Consider the following 15,991-nt stretch of genomic DNA (forward strand, 5'->3'; position numbering starts at 1 on the left):
ATGTGATTCCTAATGAGTCTTGCGCTGTTTCAGCAGATTCAGCAGTCCGCCCGCCTGCACCATTTCCAGCAGGAAGGCGGGCACGGTGTCGCAATGCAGTTCGGCAGGTACGCCCGCGGCGCGGCGGATGCGGCCAGCGACGGGATCCAGGGCGATGCGCTCGCCTTCTTGCAGGGTTTCGGCCTGCGCGCAGGTCAGCAGCAGCAGGCCCACGTTGAACGCGTTGCGGAAGTACAGGCCGTTGAAGGACGGCGCGACCACCGCGGCGATGCCCAGGCGCACCAGCGCAGCCGCGGCCTGCTCGCGCGAGGAGCCGATGCCGAAATTGGGACCGGCCACCAGCACATCGCCCGGCTGCACGTTGCCGGCGAACTCGGGCCGCACCCGCTGCAGGCAATGGCGCGCGATCTCGTCGATGCCGAATTTCATGTAGGCGCCTGGCGCCAGCGCGTCGGTATCGATATCCGCGCCCACGCGCCAGACGCGGTGCGTCACGGACTGCTTGGTCATGCCATGAACTCCCGGGGATCGGCGATGCGGCCGGCCACGGCCGAGGCCGCCACCGTGTAGGGCGAAGCCAGATAGACCTGGGCCGTCTCGGAACCCATGCGCCCCTTGAAATTGCGCGCCGTGGTGGCAATGACGCTGGCGCCGTCGGGTATCGACCCGCCGTAGCCCGCGCAAGCGCCGCAGGAGGTCGCCAGCACCTGCGCGCCAGCATCGCGCAGTACTTGCATCACCCCTTCCTGTTCGGCCTGGCGCTGGTCCTGCTGGCTGGCCGGCGCCACCATCAGGCTCATGCCGGCGGCCAGACTGCGGCCGCGCAACACGCTGGCCGCGGCGCGCAGATCCTCCAGCTTGGCGCCGGTGCAAGCGCCGATATAGGCCACCTGCACCGGCACGTCGCCATACTGGCCGACGTCGCGCGCATTGGCCGGGCTGTGCGGCGCGGCGACCTGCGGCGCCAGCGCCGCGGCATCGAAATCGTGCCACTCCGCCTGCGCCCCCTGGTCGCTGCGCCAGCGCGCCAGGTCGATTTCATCCGTGACGCCCGCCTCGCGCAGATAGGCCACGGTGGTCTCGTCCGGCGCGATCAGGCCGACCTGCGAACCCAGCTCGGCGCTCATGTTGGACAGGGTCATGCGTTCCTGCATCGACAAGGCACGCACCGCCTCGCCGCAGAATTCCACCGCCTGGTAGCGCCCGCCGTTCATGCCGTAGCGGCCTATCATGCGCAGCATCATGTCCTTGGCCGTCACGCCCTGGGACAGTTGGCCGTTCCAGCGCATCATCAGGGTCTGCGGCACCTTCACCCAGATCTGGCCGGTGACGGCCACGCCCAGCATCTCGGTGCTGCCGATGCCGAACATATAGGCGCCGAACGCGCCGCCCGTGGGCGAATGCGAGTCGCCGCCGACGCAGAACATGCCGGGCCGGATATGGCCATGCTGCGGCACCACCACGTGACAGATGCCGAGCGAGTCGTAGACATTGGGCAATCGCTGTTCCGCCGCCCAATCGCGCGCGATGCGCACAATGCGGCGCGACTCGTCGTCGGATTCAGGCACGTAGTGGTCGATGACCAGCACGATCCTCGACGGATCCCACAGCGTGGCGCCCAGCTCCTGCAGCATGGGCTGCAGGCGGCGCGGGCCGCTGGAATCGTGGAACATGGCCAGGTCAACCGCACAGGTGACGATTTCGCCTTCGGCGACGGAAGCACGGCCGCAGGCCGCCGCGATCAGCTTCTGGGCCAGCGTTTGAGGCTCGGCCATGGCTACATCCCAAGATAGGCCCGGCGCACGTCGTCGCTGGCCAGCAGTTCCGGGCAAGCGCCGCTATAGCGCACCGCCCCGTTTTCCAGCACGTAGGCACGCTGCCCCATTTCCAGGGACTGGCCCACGTTCTGCTCCACCAGCAAAATCGCCAGCCCCTCGCCATGCAGACGTCCGATCAGGCCGAACAGCTCTTCGACCATCAACGGCGACAGGCCCAGCGAGGGCTCGTCCAGGATCAGGAGGTGCGGCTCGGCCATCAGGCCGCGGCCGATCGCCAGCATCTGCTGTTCGCCGCCCGACATGGTGCCGGCCAGCTGCGCCAGGCGTTCGCGCAAGCGTGGGAAGATGTGCAGCACCTTCTCCAGGTTGGCCGCGCGACGCTCGCGCGCCCGGGTGAAGGAGCCCAATTCGAGGTTTTCGCGCACGCTCAGGTTGGGAAACACGCGCCGGCCTTCCGGCACCTGGATCAGACCGGCCTTGACCACGTCGCGGTAATGGCGGCCGATCAGATCCTGGCCCTCGAAGCGCACCGAGCCGCCCCAGGGCCGGCACAGGCCGCAGACCGTATTGTTCAGCGTGGACTTGCCGGCGCCGTTGCTGCCCAACAGCACCACGATCTCGCCCTGGTCCACCCGCAGGTCGACGCCGCGCAGCACTTCCATGCGGCCATAGCCCGCACGCAATCCCTGAACTTCCAGCAGCGCGCTCATGCCGGCGCTCCTTGCGCGGCCAGCCTGGCCGCCGCGCCCTGGCCCAGATAGGCCTCGACCACCGCCGCATCGCGGGTGACCTCGCCGGGCGTGCCCGAGGCGATCAGGCGGCCTTGCGCCAGCACCCACACGTGTTCGGCCAGGCTCATCACCGCGCGCATCACGTGTTCGATCATCAGCACGGTCACGCCGTCGTCGGCCAGCTTTTTCACCACCGGTATCATCTCGTCGATCTCGCTGGGGTTGAGCCCCGCCAGTACTTCGTCCAGCAACAGCAGGCGCGGCCGCGTGGCCAGCGCGCGCGCCAGTTCCAGGCGCTTGCGCCCCGCCACCGTCAGGTCCGCCGCCGGCCGGTCCAGCAAGGCGTGCAGGTTTACCCGCGCCGCGACCTCTTCGGCCGCTTCCAGCGCCTCGCGGCGGTTGCCCAGGCGCAGATGCGCGCCCACGGCGATGTTCTGGCGTACGGTCTGCGCGCCGAAGGGCTGCACGATCTGGAAGGTGCGCGTCAGCCCCAGCCGCGCCGATTCGTGCGGCGGACGGCCGGTAATGTCCGTGCCCGCGAAATGCACCGAGCCGGAACCCGGCTTGAGAAAGCCGGACAGCAGGCCGAACAGCGTGGTCTTGCCCGCGCCGTTGGGGCCGACCAGCGCGGTCAGCGAGCCCTGGCGCACGTCCAGGCTGACGTCCTGGACCGCCTTCAGGCCGCCAAAGGTGATGGACAGATTACGCGCTTGCAGCAGGATCTCAGACACGGGCGCGCTCCTTGGCACTGAACAAACGGCCCAGCGCCTGACCGCTGCCGGTGATGCCGCGCGGCAGGAACATGACGATCACGATGAGCACCACGCCGTAGATGACCATGCTGATGCCCGGCAATTCGCCAAACAGGTTGCGCGTCAGGTCGCTCAGGGCATGCAGGGTCACCGCGCCCAGCACCGGCCCCCACAGGGTGCCCAGGCCGCCGACGATGGCGCCGACCAGCGCCTCCACCGACACGGCCGAGCCAAACGCAATGCCCGGGTCGATGTACTGGAACACCTGCACGTAGAAGGCGCCCGCCGCGCTCATGAAGGCCGCCGACAGCGCGATGCCGCCGAGCTTGACCCGCAGCGGATTCACGCCGATGGCGCGCGCCGCGTCCTCGTTGTCGCGCACCGCCTGCAGGTAGGCGCCGAAGCGCGAATGGCGCAGCCATGCCGTGACCACCAGCGCCAGCAGCACAAAGCCCAACAGCAGATAGATGTAGCCGCGGCGCGAGCCGAACTGCATGTTGGCCACGCCTTCCTGCAGCGGCACCATCAGCCCCACCCCGCCCCCGGTGAAGGACACCGACAGCGCCAGGATGCGGAACACCTCGGCGAAGGCCAGCGTCACCAGCGCGAAGTAGGAACCCTTCAGTCCGTAGCGGAACGTCAGCCCGCCCACCGCCAGGCCGACCAGCGCGCCCAGCGCGATGGCCATGGGCAAGACCAGCCAGGGATTGATGCCCAGGTTCAGCTGGCCCAGCGCCTGGGCGTAGGCGCCCACGCCGAAGAACAGCGCGTGGCCGAACGATAGCTGGCCGCCGTAGCCGCCCAGGATGTTCCAGGCCTGCGACAGCAGGGCCGCATACAGCGACATCATCACGAAGGTCAGCGCCACGCCCGAGTTCATCAGTGCGGCGGCGGCGGCCAGCGCCGCGCCGAATAGCGCGATAGTCAAAAGATCCTTGCCCATGCTCAGCCCCTCGCCCCGAACAGCCCCTGCGGGCGAAACAGCAGCACCGCGATGAAGATCGCGAATATGCCCATCTGGCCCAGCGAGTCGCCCAGGAACAGGCCCCCGATGGACTCCACCACCCCGATCAACAGGCCGCCGACCAGCGCACCGACGAAACTGCCCATGCCGCCCAGCACCACGATGGTGAAGGCCACCAGCACGAAGCCGCCACCCACTTGCGGATTGACGTAGTAAGCCGGCAGCAGGAAGCAGGCCGCCGCGCCCAGGCAGGCCATGCCGATGCCGAACGACAGCGCGTAGACCTTTTCCACGTCTATGCCCATCAGCTTGGCGCCCTGCTTTTCCTTGGCCACCGCGCGGATCGCCCTGCCCAGGTCGGTGCTGCGGATGATCCAGAACAGCACCGCCGCCACTGCCAGCGCGCCGCAGAAGGCAATGATCTTGGGCAAGGCAATCATGGCCGGCCCGATCTCCACCGTGGACAGCGTGTAGGCGGTGTCGATGGTGCGCGTGTCCGACTTGAACCACACCAGCGCCAGGTTCTCCAGCACGATGGCCAGCCCCAGCGTCACCAGCAGGATGTTCTCGTCCTTGCCATGGCTGGCGCGGTTGATCACGTAGCGCTGCAAGGCATAGCCCAGCGCGAACATGCCGGCGACCACCAGCGGCAAGGCGGCGTAGGGATCGATGCCGAGGCGGTCCTTCAGCAGGTACACGGCGTACAGCGCCACCATCAGCGCCGCGCCGTGCGCGAAGTTGATGATGTGCAGCACACCGTAGATCAAGGTCAGGCCCAGGGCGATCAGCGCGTACACCGCGCCCGTGGTCAGGCCGTTGAGCACCGAGGAAAAGAGGATGGCGGGATCGAGCACGCTCAGGCCTTCAGCGGGAAGATGGCGTCCGCCTGGCGGTAGTCGGCCGGGATGACGACCTTGATGTCGCCGCCGATCACCTGCGTCAGCAAGGGCTGCGCGCCGGTGTTCTGGCCGTTCACGAACTGGGTCGGGCCGTAAGGCATGATGTGGTTCGAGAAGGTGCTGGAGGCCAGCGCGTCGATGATGGCGGCGCGGTCGGCCGACTTGGCGCGTTCCAGCGCATCGGCCAGCAGCAGCACCGAGGTATAGGTCATGAAGACCTCGTAACTGAAGTAGGCGCCCTTCTCCTCGACACGCGCCTTCAGCGGAGCGACGCGCGCGTCCTTGGGGTTGAACCAATGGTTGCAATCGAGAATGCCATTGGCGATGTCCGGAAATTCCTTCAGGAACTTGTAGCTGGAGGCCGCGCCGCCCAGCACCGAGTAGATCGCCTTGGGCTGCACCTTCTGCTGCTTCATGGCGCGCAGCAGCAAGGCGTATTCGTTGTAGTAGTTGGCCGGGATCACGATGTCCGGATTGAGCGACTTCATGCGCAGCACGATGTTGTTGAAGTCGCGGGTCGGGTTCGGGTGCTTGACCACGTCCTTGACCTCGAAGCCGTGCTGCGGCAGCGCCTTGGACAGCAACGCCGCGGTGCCGGTGCCGAACAGCGAATCCTCGTGCACGATCATCACGGTCTTGGCCGGCTTGCCCGCCGCGTCGTTGAGCGCCGCCAGGTCGGTAATGGCGCGTTCGCTACAGGCGCGGTAGCCCGGACCGAAGCGGAAGGTGTTCTTCAGGCCGCGCTCGACGATCTGGTCGGCCACGCCTACGTCCACCACGTGCGGCAGGTTGTACTTGGCGGCGGTCTGGGTGGTAGCCAGGCAGATCGCCGAGGCGTAGGCGCCGACGATGGCCGACACGCCCGCTTCGTTCATCTTTTCGACTTCGGCCGACCCCGCCTCGGGCCGCGACTGCGCGTCGCCCAGCATGGCTTCCAGCGGCGCGCCGCCCAGCGACTTGATGCCGCCGGCCTTGTTGATGTCCTCGATCGCCAGCAAGGCGCCCAGGCGGCATTGCTGGCCCGAATAGGCCAGCGCGCCCGTCACCGGATGCAGGATCCCGACCTTCACCGGCTTGGCGCCCTGGGCGCGGACCACCCACGGGGCCGACACCATGGCGGCGGCAGCGGCGGATTGATAGAGGAAAGTGCGGCGCGAATTCATGGGCGATCTCCGAGGGTTCAATGGAATTGGGCAGACAGCTCTTCGCTGACCCATACCTTGGCGTCGATGCTGCCGACGCGTGACAGCTGCAACTGATACTGATAACGGTCCGGCCGGTACAGGCCCTGCAAGAGCTGCACGGGCCGTTCGTTCACGTCGCGCACGATGCGCGTCACGGCCAGCAGCGCGGAGCCCACGGCCACGTCCAGATGACGGGCCACCTGGGCGTCGGCCAGGCGCGCCGAAATGGTCTGGGTGGCGCCGCCGAACTCCACGCCGGCCGCTTCCAGCAGCATGAGCAAGGGTTCGCGCTCCAGGTCTGCGCGGGTGAAGTCGGCCACGGCCTGCGGCACGTACGTGGTGATGTGGGACAGCGGCCCGGTCTCGGTGCTGCGCACCCGCAGGCTCTTGTGCACCGGCGCGCCGGGCGCGAGCTCCAGCGCCTCGGCCACCACGGGCGGCGCCGACACCAGGGTGCTGTCCAGCACCTGCACCGAAGTGCGCAGGCCCATGTTGACGATGTTTTCCAGCAGGCCGGTCAGATGCGCCTTCTGCGGCGGATTGGCCTTGGACCCGCTGACGGGATTCGGCGGCGCGCGCAGCGGCCAGGTGCCCAAACCCGGCCGGCGCGACACCAGCCCGTCGGCCACCAGCATCTCCATGGCCTTGCGGATGGTGATGCGGGCCACGTCGAACTGGTCGGCCAGCGCATGTTCGCCGGGTACTCCGTCCTGATCGAAACGCCCCTCCTGCACCTGCTCGCGCAGGACGAGGTAGATCTGGTGGTACTTCGGCAGCGGTAGTGAGGTTCCCATGACGGGAACTCTAGGAGTGTCCTAATGTACCGTCAATGGAACAAATGGCTTTGGCGGTTGTTCTATCGGGAAAACACTGAGGGCGCGGACTCTATGCGGTTGCGCCCGCGCTGCTTGGCGTAATAGAGGGCGCGATCGCTGCGGCTGAGCGCAAGCTCGGCGTCGGCGTCCAGGGTGTGCATGGTGGAGATGCCGATACTGACCGTCAACGGAATATGCCGGTCATCGCCCAACGAAAACGGCGCGGCCGCGATGCGCTGCTGCACCCGCGTGGCGAAGGCGTGGGCGCGTTCGATGTCGGTGTCCGGCAGCACCACGGCGAACTCCTCGCCGCCGATGCGTCCCACCAGGTCGACCGCCCGCAGCTGCGCCCGCAAGGTATTGGCGAAATGCTGCAGCACGCCGTCGCCGATGGCGTGGCCCCAGGTGTCGTTGATGCGCTTGAAATGGTCCAGGTCGCACATCAGCACGGCGGCGCAATCGCTGCCCTGCCGCTTGATCCGGGCCAGTTCCGCCGCGATGCGGGACATGAAGTGGCGGCGGTTCGGCAGCGTGGTCAGGGCGTCGGTGGCGGCGAGTTCACGCAGTTCGAAGTCGGCGCGCTTGCGGTCCGTGATGTCGGTCACGAAGCCGTGCCACACCACGGTGCCGTCGGCCCCCATGCGCGGGCTCGCGTCGCCCTGGCGCCAGCGCAGGCCCTGCTGCGGCAGGCAGACGCGGAACTCCATGTGCCAGGGCGTCTGCGCCGCGGCCGCGGCCTGCAGCGAGGCGTGGTAGGTGGCCAAGTCTTCAGGGTGGACGCGCTGCTCGATCGCCGCCGGGCTGGTGCGGACATCGTAGGGCGTCAGTTCGAACATGTCCCAGATGCCGGCGCTGACGTACAGGAAGCGCGACCCGCCCCCCGGCCGCTGGCCGCACTGGAACACCATGCCGGGCACGGCGTCGGTCAGGTTGACCAGCAGGTCCGCCGTGCGCCGCAGGCGCTCCGACATCGCGCGCATGGCGCTGATGTCGGTGGTGGTGCCCATCATGCGCAAGGCCCGTCCCTGCGCATCGCGGCTGACGACCTTGCCGCGGCTGCAGATCCACTTGTAGCTGCCGTCCTTGCAGAGGATGCGGTGCTCGACCTCGTAGCTTTCGGTCTTGCCCTCGAAATGCGCCTGCATGGCGGTGCGCACATAATCGGCGTCATCCGGGTGCAGACGCTTGTAGGAGTCTTCTATGCGGTTGGTGACCTCGGACTCGGCGTAACCCAACAGGGCCTTCCAGCCCTGCGAATAGGTGATTTCACCGGTGACGACATTGCGGTCCCAGATGCCCGTGCCGCTGCCGGCGATGGCCAGGGACAGGTTGCGCGCCTCGGTGCGCCAGCTGTCTTCCGCCGCCCGCTCCGCCGCCAGCGCCTGGCGTTTCTCGACGGCGGCGACGGCCAGTTCGGCAAAATCCTGCAGGGCGTCGAGGTCCTCATGGCTGAAGTCCCGTGGCTGGCCGTGCAGCAGACGGAACGTGCCCAGCCGGCGGCCATCGGCGGCGCGCAGCGGACTGTCCACCGAAAAAGGGAGGGATCCGGCCTCGGTTCCGGCCGCGGGCAAAGCGCCTGCCTGGGCCTGCCAGACGCCGTCGGCGTCGCTGCAGGCCACCAGCACCATGTCCACGCCGAAATGCCGCTGGGCGAGACGGGCGAGCCGGTCCAGGGGACCGTCGAGCCCGGTTTGCACATTTTCCGCGCCGCCGGCGGGCGCGCATGCAGGGGGAACGTCACCTGTTGCTGGCATGTCTGGACCTGACTCAACACTGGGTTCATCGACATGGCCATGCCGGTGGCCATGACTGACATTTTGTCACGCTCTGCACCAAAATAGCAGCATTTTGAACGATATGATCACCGGCCTATGGAACACCCTATCCCCGTACGCTCCGGCTGGCTGCAAGGCGCCTGGCTTCTGCTGCTGGCCTTCCTGATTACCCTCTACTGCGGCGCCGCCGGCGCCCAGGCGTTCGACCGCCAGGCGGAGAACGCGCGCTACCGGCAATGGCTGGAGGACTTCCGCGCCGACCTGCAGCGCCTGCGGCAATCGCCCGATCCGGCCAATGCCGACATCGACCGCCTGTTCGCGCAGACCATCGTGCCGGGCTCTCGCGCCACCCAGCTGGTCAAGACGCTGGCCGAGGCGCCCGGCGATTCCACCAGCGGCGAGATCCACTACGCCGGCTTCCAGCGCATCTTCCTGGCCGCCCTGGCCGATGCGGTAGTGGCGGGCGACGGCGGCGAATACCCGGAAACGCAGGCCAAGTATCAGAAACAAGTACTACGCGTGCGTTACATGCATGTGGACGGCGGCGGCCGGCTGGAGCCTTTCTTCAAGGACCCGGAAGTCTTCAAGCCCTACCGCCTGCCCGCTCCCGGCACCCTGGAGCGCGACGCCTACCCCTTCCTGCTGTTCGAGGACCATGACGGCAAGCTGCGGCTGGGCGGCGTGTCCAAGGAATTCTGGGATCTGCTGAAGTTCATGGACATGCTGCAATATGCATAAACGACTGGTCCTGATGCTGGCGGCCATTGCGCATGCCGGCCCCGCGCTGGCGGCCTGCGGCCCCGCATCCGTCGATTTCACCGCGCCGGTGGCGCTGAAGGCCGTGCCCGTCGCGGTCGGCCTGGGCGGCGACCGCGTGCTGCTGGGCCGCCAGGGCGAACGCGTTGCCGCCCGCAACCAGCCCGTCTGGGTCGAGGAAACCGGCGATCCGCTGCCTCGGACCTGGATGGACCAGGTCGACTGGTCCGCCTACCGGCTGGACAGCGCCCGACAGGCGCCCGCCAGGCTCTACTTCGACGGCGACGGCCGGCTGTGCCGCGCGGAGTCCTACGACCTCCCCCGGCGCGGCGACGGCGCGCCTTTCCTGTCGGGCGGTTACACGCTGGAGTACGACGGCGCCGGCGCCCTGACGCGCGTGGTCGAGTACGAACAGACCTCGGTCCGCCGGCCCGCCGCCTACGAGGCGAGCCGCCAGACCTGCCTGAAGCGCGACGCGCGGGGCGCGCTGACCGCTTTCATCAATGAGGCTTGCGACGACAAGCAGGAACCGGCCGCCGGCCGCTTCTACGCGCGCGACGCCGCGGGCCGCCTGCTGCGCGCCATCGATACCACCTCGCAGGGCGGCGCGTTCCAGGTCCAGACCTATGATGACCAAGGCCGGCCGCAGCAGCGCTATCTGCGTCGCTATTCCCCCGGGGATGGCGGCAAATCCTACGCCGATGTCGCGCACGCCTCCCGCGACTCCCGCCCTTATCCGCTACGCCGGGAAGAGTTGAACGAGCTGTCCACCGAAGTGCCGGGCAATGACTGGCGCATCGTCAGCATCGCCGATGAGGTGCCGCTGGACGACCCGGACATGCAGTCCTGGAATCCGGATACGCAAACCATCCTGGCCCAGGGTGTAACCGACGCGCAAGGCCGCTCGCCGCTGGCGCCGGACGTTCAGGCGCGCGTCTGGCAGGCCATGCGCGACCGACCCGGCAGGATCTTCTGGTATTCCGACATGATGAGCCGGGTGCTGCTGCTGCCTGCGATGGACGAGGCCCGCTGGCGCGCCTGCGCCGATCCCGCGAATCAGGCCGCCGACGCCTGCGGCTGAGGCGGCCGCTGGCCTAGCGCCAGGTTTCCGGCTCGACGCTGACCTCGCCCTTGTCGGCCGAGAAATACACCACGCCGTCGGAGATGTTGGCGTTCAGGCGCATGGTGCGCTCGGCCAGTTGGGCCAGGGCCCTGGTCTGCTCCGACGGCAGATTGACGACCTTCAGGTTGCGGGTGCGCTCCAGCTTGTTCTTCACGCCGTCCCACCAGATCTTGCTGGCGGAGCCGCCGTAGCAGTACACGATGACCTCGTCGGCGCGGCCGCAGGCGCGCAGGATGCGGCGTTCCTCGGGCTGGCCGACTTCGATCCAGAGCTTGACCGCGCCGGTCAGGTCCTTGATCCACAGGTCGGGCTCGTCGGTGTCGCTCAGGCCCTTGGTGAAGGCCAGTTCCTCGTGCGCATGCAGGGCGTAGGCGACCAGCCGCACCATCATGCGCTCGTCGGTTTCCGAGGGATGGCGGGCGACCGTCAGCGAGTGGCTGCCGTAGTAGTGGCGGTCGGTGTCGGCGACGTTGAGCTCGGCCTTGTAGATGGTGGCGCGCAGGGCCATGGCGTAAATCCGTTGAATGTGGCGAATTGCTGAAGGCCGCCATGATAACGCCTGCGGCGCCGCGACACTGGGACAGACGGCTGCGCGCGCCGCCCAGGCGGCGCTACACTGGCCGCCTGCGCCCTGCCGCGCCCGCCACCGGACCCCGCCCATGACCACCACCGCCGCCCTGCTCGCCTTTACCCTGGCCGCTGCCATCCTGACCGTCACGCCCGGCATGGACAGCGCCCTGGTGCTGCGCACCGCCGCCGTCGAAGGCAGCCGCCGCGCCCTCATGGCCGGCCTGGGCGTGGCCACGGGCTGCCTGGTCTGGGGCGCCGTGGCGGCATTCGGGCTGGGGTCGCTGCTGCTGGTGTCGACCCTGGCCTACGACGCGCTGCGCCTCTGCGCGGCGCTGTACTTGTTCTATCTGGGCGTGAAGCTGCTGTGGGGTACCTGGGCCGGGAAGCAGACCGGCAAACAGGCCGACAAGCAGACCTACAAGCAGGCCGCGCCCGATGCCGCCCGGCCCGCGCCGGCCGCGGCTGCCAGCGCCGGCGCCTGGTTCGTGCGGGGCTGCCTGACCAACGCCCTCAATCCCAAGATCGGGATCTTCTACATCACCTTCCTGCCGCAGTTCATCCCCGCGGGCGAGAATGTGCTGCGCTTCAGCCTGCTGCTGGCAGGCATCCACGCGGTGCTGGGCATACTGTGGTTTGCAGTACTGGTGGCCGCGACGCGGCCGCTGGCGCGCTGGCTGTCGCGCCCGGCCGTGATGCGCGGCCTGGACCGCATGACGGGCGCGGTATTCATCGCCTTCGGCCTGAAGCTGGCACTGGAGAAGCGCTAGCTTCAGCTCCCCGGGGACGCCCCCGCGCGCAGCGGCGCGGATGTTTCCGGTCGCCGGCTGGCCGCCAGCGACCTTGTGCCTCAGTAGCCCCCGATAGGATGGCGGGCCACGAAATGGCCCTCGCCCACCGCGACCAAAGGCTCGACCAGCGGATCGTCGCCCAGCTTGCGCATCGGGCTGGGGATCTCGTCGACCAGCAGCGAGCGCTCGCGATGGCGGCGCTGCGGATCGGCGATGGGCACCGCCGCCATCAGCTTCTTGGTATAGGGATGCTGCGGATTCTCGAAGATGGCCCGGCGCGGCCCGATCTCGACGATCTGCCCCAGGTACATCACCGCCACCCGGTGGCTGACGCGCTCGACCACCGCCATGTCGTGCGAGATGAACAGGAACGACACGCCCAGCTCGCGTTGCAGGTCCAGCAACAGGTTGACGATCTGCGCCTGGATCGAGACGTCCAGCGCCGATACGGATTCGTCGGCGATCACCACCTTGGGGTTCAGCGCCAGCGCGCGCGCAATGCAGATGCGCTGGCGTTGGCCGCCGGAGAATTCGTGCGGATAGCGGTCGATCATTTCCGGCAGCAGGCCGCACTTGTCCATCAGCCAACGCACCCGGTCCTGCGCCGCCTTGCCGCGCGCCACGCCGTGGATCAGCAAGGGCTCCATGATGGAATAGCCCACCGTCATGCGCGGGTCCAGCGAGGCGAACGGATCCTGGAAGATGAACTGGATGTGCTGGCGCAGCGTCTGCATGGCGCTGCCGCGCAGCGCGCCGATGTTCTTGCCGTCGAATTCGATGCTGCCGGCCTTGCTCTTGACCAGTTGCAGCAGCGAGCGCCCGGTGGTGGTCTTGCCGCAGCCGGACTCGCCCACCAGCGACAGCGTCTCGCCGGGATACAGGTCGAAGCTGACTTTTTCCACGGCGTGCACGCGCTTCTGCACCCGGCCCAGGATGCCGCCGGTGATGTCGAAGCTGGTGGTCAGGTCGCGGACCTTCAGCACCGGGCCGTTTTCGCGCCGCACGGTGGACGGCGCCGCGACGGGCGCGGAGGCCGCCTGCGGCGGGGCCTTGGCGTCGTCCACGCGCAGCAGCGGGAACGGCGCGGGCTCGTCCGTGCCATGCATGGCGCCCAGGCGCGGCACCGCCGACAGCAACGCGCGCGTGTAGGCGTGTTGCGGACGGGCGAAGACCTGGTCCGAGCCGCCCTCTTCCACCTTATCGCCGCGGTACATGACCAGCACGCGGTCGGCCACCTCGGCCACCACGCCCATGTCGTGGGTGATGAAGATCACGCCCATGTCCATCTCTTCCTGCAATTGGCGGATCAATTGCAGGATCTGGGCCTGGATGGTCACGTCCAGGGCCGTGGTCGGCTCGTCGGCGATCAGCAGCTGGGGCTTGCACGACAGCGCCATGGCGATCATGACGCGCTGGCGCATGCCGCCCGACAATTGATGCGGGTAGCGGTCCAGGATGGCGCGGGCCTCCGGGATGCGCACGCGCTCCAGCATGCGCAGGGTCTCGGCGCGGGCCGCGGCTGCGTCCAGCCCCTGGTGCAGCTGCAAGGCTTCGGCAATCTGGTTGCCGGCCGTGAAGCTGGGGTTCAGGGACGTCATGGGCTCCTGGAAGATCATGGCCACGTCCGCGCCGCGCACGCGTTGCAGCGTGCTGTCGGGCGCGTTGAGCAGGTCCAGCACGTCGCCATTGCGCCGGCGCAGCAGCATGCCGCCGTTGACGATCCGGCCGCCGCCGTATTCGACCAGGCGCATCAGCGCCAGCGAGGTCACCGATTTGCCGGAGCCGGATTCGCCCACGATGGCCAGGGTCTCGCCGCGGTCGACGTGAAAGGAGACTTTGCGCACCGCTTCCACGGTGCGCTCGGGGGTCTTGAAGCGCACGGTCAGGTCATTGACCTGGACGACGCGCTTGGGGTCCATTGTTGTTGCCATGGTGATTACTTTTCCTGACGCGGATCGAGCGCGTCGCGCAGGCCGTCGCCCAGCAGATTGAAGCCCAGCACCACCAGGAAAATGGCCGATCCGGGGAAGATCGACATCCAGGGCGCCTGGGTCATGAAGTTCTTGGCGGTGTTCAGCATCGAGCCCCAGGACGGGTTCGGCGGCTGCAGCCCCAAGCCCAGGAACGACAGGCTGGCCTCGGCGATGATGGCCGTGGCGATGGTGATGGTGGCCTGCACGATCAGCGGCGGCATGACGTTGGGGAACACGTGCCGGCCGATGATGCGCAGGTCGGACGCGCCCAGGGCGCGCGCGCTCTGTACGTAGTCCTCGTTCTTGACCGCCAGCACCTGCCCGCGCGTCAGACGGATGAACTTGGGCGCGGCCGAGACGCCGATGGCGATCATGGCGTTGGTCAGGCTGGGTCCGAGGAAGGCGGCCAGCGCGATGGCCAGGATCAGGAAGGGAATCGCCAGGAGCGCTTCGGTGGCGCGCGAGATGATGCTGTCAGTCCAGCCGCCGAAGTAGCCGGCGGCAAGACCAAAAGGCACGCCCACCGCCAGCGCGATCAGGACCGACACCAGGCCCGCCATCAGCGAGGCGCGGGCGCCGTAGACCATGCGGCTGAAAATGTCCCGGCCCAGCTCGTCCGTGCCCAGCCAGTAGGACGCCGAAGGCGCCTTGCGGATGGTGGTGAAGCTGGTCTGGAAGGGATCGTGGCTGGCGATCAGCGGCGCCAGGATGGCCAGCAGAACGAAGAACAGCACGATCCCCAGGCCCAGCATGGCGATGTGGTTGCGCTTGAATTTGCCCCAGGCGCGGTTGCGGCTGCGGGGCGGCGTGACGGCTGCGGCCGTTGCAGGAATTGCGCTCATGAGTGCCTCAGGCGGGGATTGACCAGGATGTACAGGATGTCGGCCAGCAGGTTCATGATGATGAAACCCACCGCCACGCAGAGCACCACGCCCTGCACCACCGCGTAATCGCGCGTGAAGACCGCGTCGACCACCAGTTTGCCAAAGCCCGGAATCGTGAAGACCTGCTCGGTCAGCACGGCGCCCGCCAGCAGTTCGCCGAACAGCAGCGTCACCAGCGTGACGATGGGCATCAGCGCATTACGCAAGGCGTGGCGCAGCACCACGCTGCGCGGCGACACGCCCTTGGCGCGCGCGGTGCGCACGTAATCGGCCGACAGCGCTTCCAGCATGGCCGAACGGGTATGGCGCATCAGATAGGCGGCGATGGCCGTGGACAGCACCAGGGACGGCATCAGCATGGTCTTGATCGACAGCCAGAAGTCCTCGGACGGCGACACGTAGCCCGAGGCCGGCAGCAGCTTCCACTGCACCGACACCACCATGATGAGGATGATGCCGAGCCAGAAGTTGGGTATGGACATGCCGGACAGCGCGGCGATGTTGGCGCCCATTTCGATCGGCTTGCCCTTGCGCACCGCGGCCAGGATCCCCATGGGGATGCCGATGATCAGCGCGAAGAACATGGCCATGGCGGCCAGTTGCAGCGTGACCGGCAGCTTCTGTCCGATCAGCGTGGTGACGGGAACGTCGGTGCGCAGCGATTTGCCCAGATCGCCCTGCACCACCTGCGCGGCCCAGGCGGCGTACTGCACGGGCAGCGGATCGTTGAGGCGGTATTTGTCCCGCAGGTAGTCCAGGACGGCCGGATCGCGTTCTTCGCCGGCCAGGGTCAGCACCGGATCGCCGGGCAGGATTTTCTGCAGCATGAAGACGATCATCGACACCAGTATCAGTGTCGGTATCGCGACTAGCACGCGGCGCAAGATGAGTTTAAGCATATGAGAAACCGTAAGACAGGAACGGCGGACGGGGCGCGCGGATCAAACCGCGGGACCCTGCCGCCGCAAACAACAACCGGACGCCAAGGCCTGTAGGCAC

The 15,991-nt window shown here is 67.8% G+C and carries 16 protein-coding genes; 3 read left to right on the forward strand and 13 right to left on the reverse strand.

Annotation, left to right across the window (positions count from 1 at the left end):
• Positions 1–9: 9 nt before the first annotated feature.
• The 9 genes from IPU70_RS08730 to IPU70_RS08770 all read right to left on the reverse strand — a co-directional run bounded on the left by IPU70_RS08730 (position 10) and on the right by IPU70_RS08770 (position 8,877).
• Positions 10–510 (reverse strand): 3-isopropylmalate dehydratase, encoded by a 501-nt coding sequence (locus IPU70_RS08730; protein WP_207466562.1) that lies wholly within the window; start codon positions 508–510, stop codon positions 10–12.
• Positions 507–1,775, reverse strand: a complete 1,269-nt coding sequence (locus IPU70_RS08735) for a 3-isopropylmalate dehydratase large subunit (protein ID WP_013393331.1) — start codon at positions 1,773–1,775, stop codon at positions 507–509. Before IPU70_RS08735 ends, IPU70_RS08730 begins: the two co-directional genes overlap by 4 nt.
• A gap of 2 nt (positions 1,776–1,777) precedes the next feature.
• Positions 1,778–2,488, reverse strand: coding sequence for an ABC transporter ATP-binding protein (locus IPU70_RS08740; RefSeq protein ID WP_013393330.1), 711 nt, complete (start codon positions 2,486–2,488; stop codon positions 1,778–1,780).
• The gene (locus tag IPU70_RS08745; RefSeq protein WP_013393329.1) at positions 2,485–3,240 is read right to left on the reverse strand and encodes an ABC transporter ATP-binding protein; all 756 of its coding nucleotides are present in this window, start codon (positions 3,238–3,240) and stop codon (positions 2,485–2,487) included. Before IPU70_RS08745 ends, IPU70_RS08740 begins: the two co-directional genes overlap by 4 nt.
• Positions 3,233–4,204: a branched-chain amino acid ABC transporter permease gene (locus IPU70_RS08750; protein WP_207466563.1), complete on the reverse strand. Its 972-nt coding sequence runs from the start codon at positions 4,202–4,204 to the stop codon at positions 3,233–3,235. The genes IPU70_RS08745 and IPU70_RS08750 overlap by 8 nt, the downstream gene beginning before the upstream one ends.
• A gap of 2 nt (positions 4,205–4,206) precedes the next feature.
• Positions 4,207–5,079, reverse strand: coding sequence for a branched-chain amino acid ABC transporter permease (locus tag IPU70_RS08755; RefSeq protein ID WP_059374344.1), 873 nt, complete (start codon positions 5,077–5,079; stop codon positions 4,207–4,209).
• Positions 5,080–5,081: 2 nt separating this feature from the next.
• On the reverse strand, positions 5,082–6,287 hold the full coding sequence (locus IPU70_RS08760) for an ABC transporter substrate-binding protein (protein WP_013393326.1): 1,206 nt from the start codon (positions 6,285–6,287) through the stop codon (positions 5,082–5,084).
• 17 nt (positions 6,288–6,304) lie between these two features.
• On the reverse strand, positions 6,305–7,102 hold the full coding sequence (locus IPU70_RS08765) for a GntR family transcriptional regulator (RefSeq protein ID WP_207466564.1): 798 nt from the start codon (positions 7,100–7,102) through the stop codon (positions 6,305–6,307).
• 62 nt (positions 7,103–7,164) lie between these two features.
• Positions 7,165–8,877 carry a sensor domain-containing diguanylate cyclase gene (locus IPU70_RS08770; RefSeq protein WP_207466565.1) on the reverse strand — a complete coding sequence of 571 codons (1,713 nt, stop codon included), beginning with the start codon at positions 8,875–8,877 and terminating at the stop codon, positions 7,165–7,167.
• A 117-nt stretch (positions 8,878–8,994) separates the two neighbouring features.
• On the opposite strand from IPU70_RS08770, the gene IPU70_RS08775 reads away from it, so the two are divergent.
• Both IPU70_RS08775 and IPU70_RS08780 read left to right on the forward strand, forming a co-directional pair.
• The gene (locus IPU70_RS08775; protein ID WP_207466566.1) at positions 8,995–9,636 is read left to right on the forward strand and encodes a hypothetical protein; all 642 of its coding nucleotides are present in this window, start codon (positions 8,995–8,997) and stop codon (positions 9,634–9,636) included.
• Positions 9,629–10,735 carry a hypothetical protein gene (locus IPU70_RS08780; RefSeq protein WP_207466568.1) on the forward strand — a complete coding sequence of 369 codons (1,107 nt, stop codon included), beginning with the start codon at positions 9,629–9,631 and terminating at the stop codon, positions 10,733–10,735. The genes IPU70_RS08775 and IPU70_RS08780 overlap by 8 nt, the downstream gene beginning before the upstream one ends.
• Positions 10,736–10,748: 13 nt before the next feature.
• On the opposite strand, the gene IPU70_RS08785 is transcribed toward IPU70_RS08780, so the two are convergent.
• On the reverse strand, positions 10,749–11,285 hold the full coding sequence (locus IPU70_RS08785) for a YaeQ family protein (protein WP_207466570.1): 537 nt from the start codon (positions 11,283–11,285) through the stop codon (positions 10,749–10,751).
• 151 nt (positions 11,286–11,436) lie between these two features.
• On the opposite strand from IPU70_RS08785, the gene IPU70_RS08790 reads away from it, so the two are divergent.
• A complete protein-coding gene (locus IPU70_RS08790) occupies positions 11,437–12,114 on the forward strand; it encodes a LysE family translocator (RefSeq protein ID WP_207466572.1) in 678 nt (225 codons plus the stop codon).
• An 80-nt stretch (positions 12,115–12,194) separates the two neighbouring features.
• Here IPU70_RS08790 and IPU70_RS08795 read toward each other — a convergent pair whose 3' ends face one another.
• Genes IPU70_RS08795 through IPU70_RS08805 form a run of 3 tightly spaced genes read right to left on the reverse strand, consistent with a single transcriptional unit; the run spans position 12,195 to position 15,891 of the window.
• Complete coding sequence (locus IPU70_RS08795; protein ID WP_207466986.1) at positions 12,195–14,054, reverse strand: dipeptide ABC transporter ATP-binding protein; 1,860 nt, start codon at positions 14,052–14,054, stop codon at positions 12,195–12,197.
• A gap of 17 nt (positions 14,055–14,071) precedes the next feature.
• Positions 14,072–14,950, reverse strand: a complete 879-nt coding sequence (locus IPU70_RS08800; protein ID WP_013393318.1) for an ABC transporter permease — start codon at positions 14,948–14,950, stop codon at positions 14,072–14,074.
• Positions 14,947–15,891, reverse strand: a complete 945-nt coding sequence (locus IPU70_RS08805) for an ABC transporter permease (protein WP_013393317.1) — start codon at positions 15,889–15,891, stop codon at positions 14,947–14,949. Before IPU70_RS08805 ends, IPU70_RS08800 begins: the two co-directional genes overlap by 4 nt.
• Positions 15,892–15,991 lie beyond the last annotated feature (100 nt).

This window comes from Achromobacter sp. SD115, assembly GCF_017355315.1.
In the GTDB taxonomy this organism is placed as follows: domain Bacteria; phylum Pseudomonadota; class Gammaproteobacteria; order Burkholderiales; family Burkholderiaceae_B; genus Achromobacter; species Achromobacter xylosoxidans_B.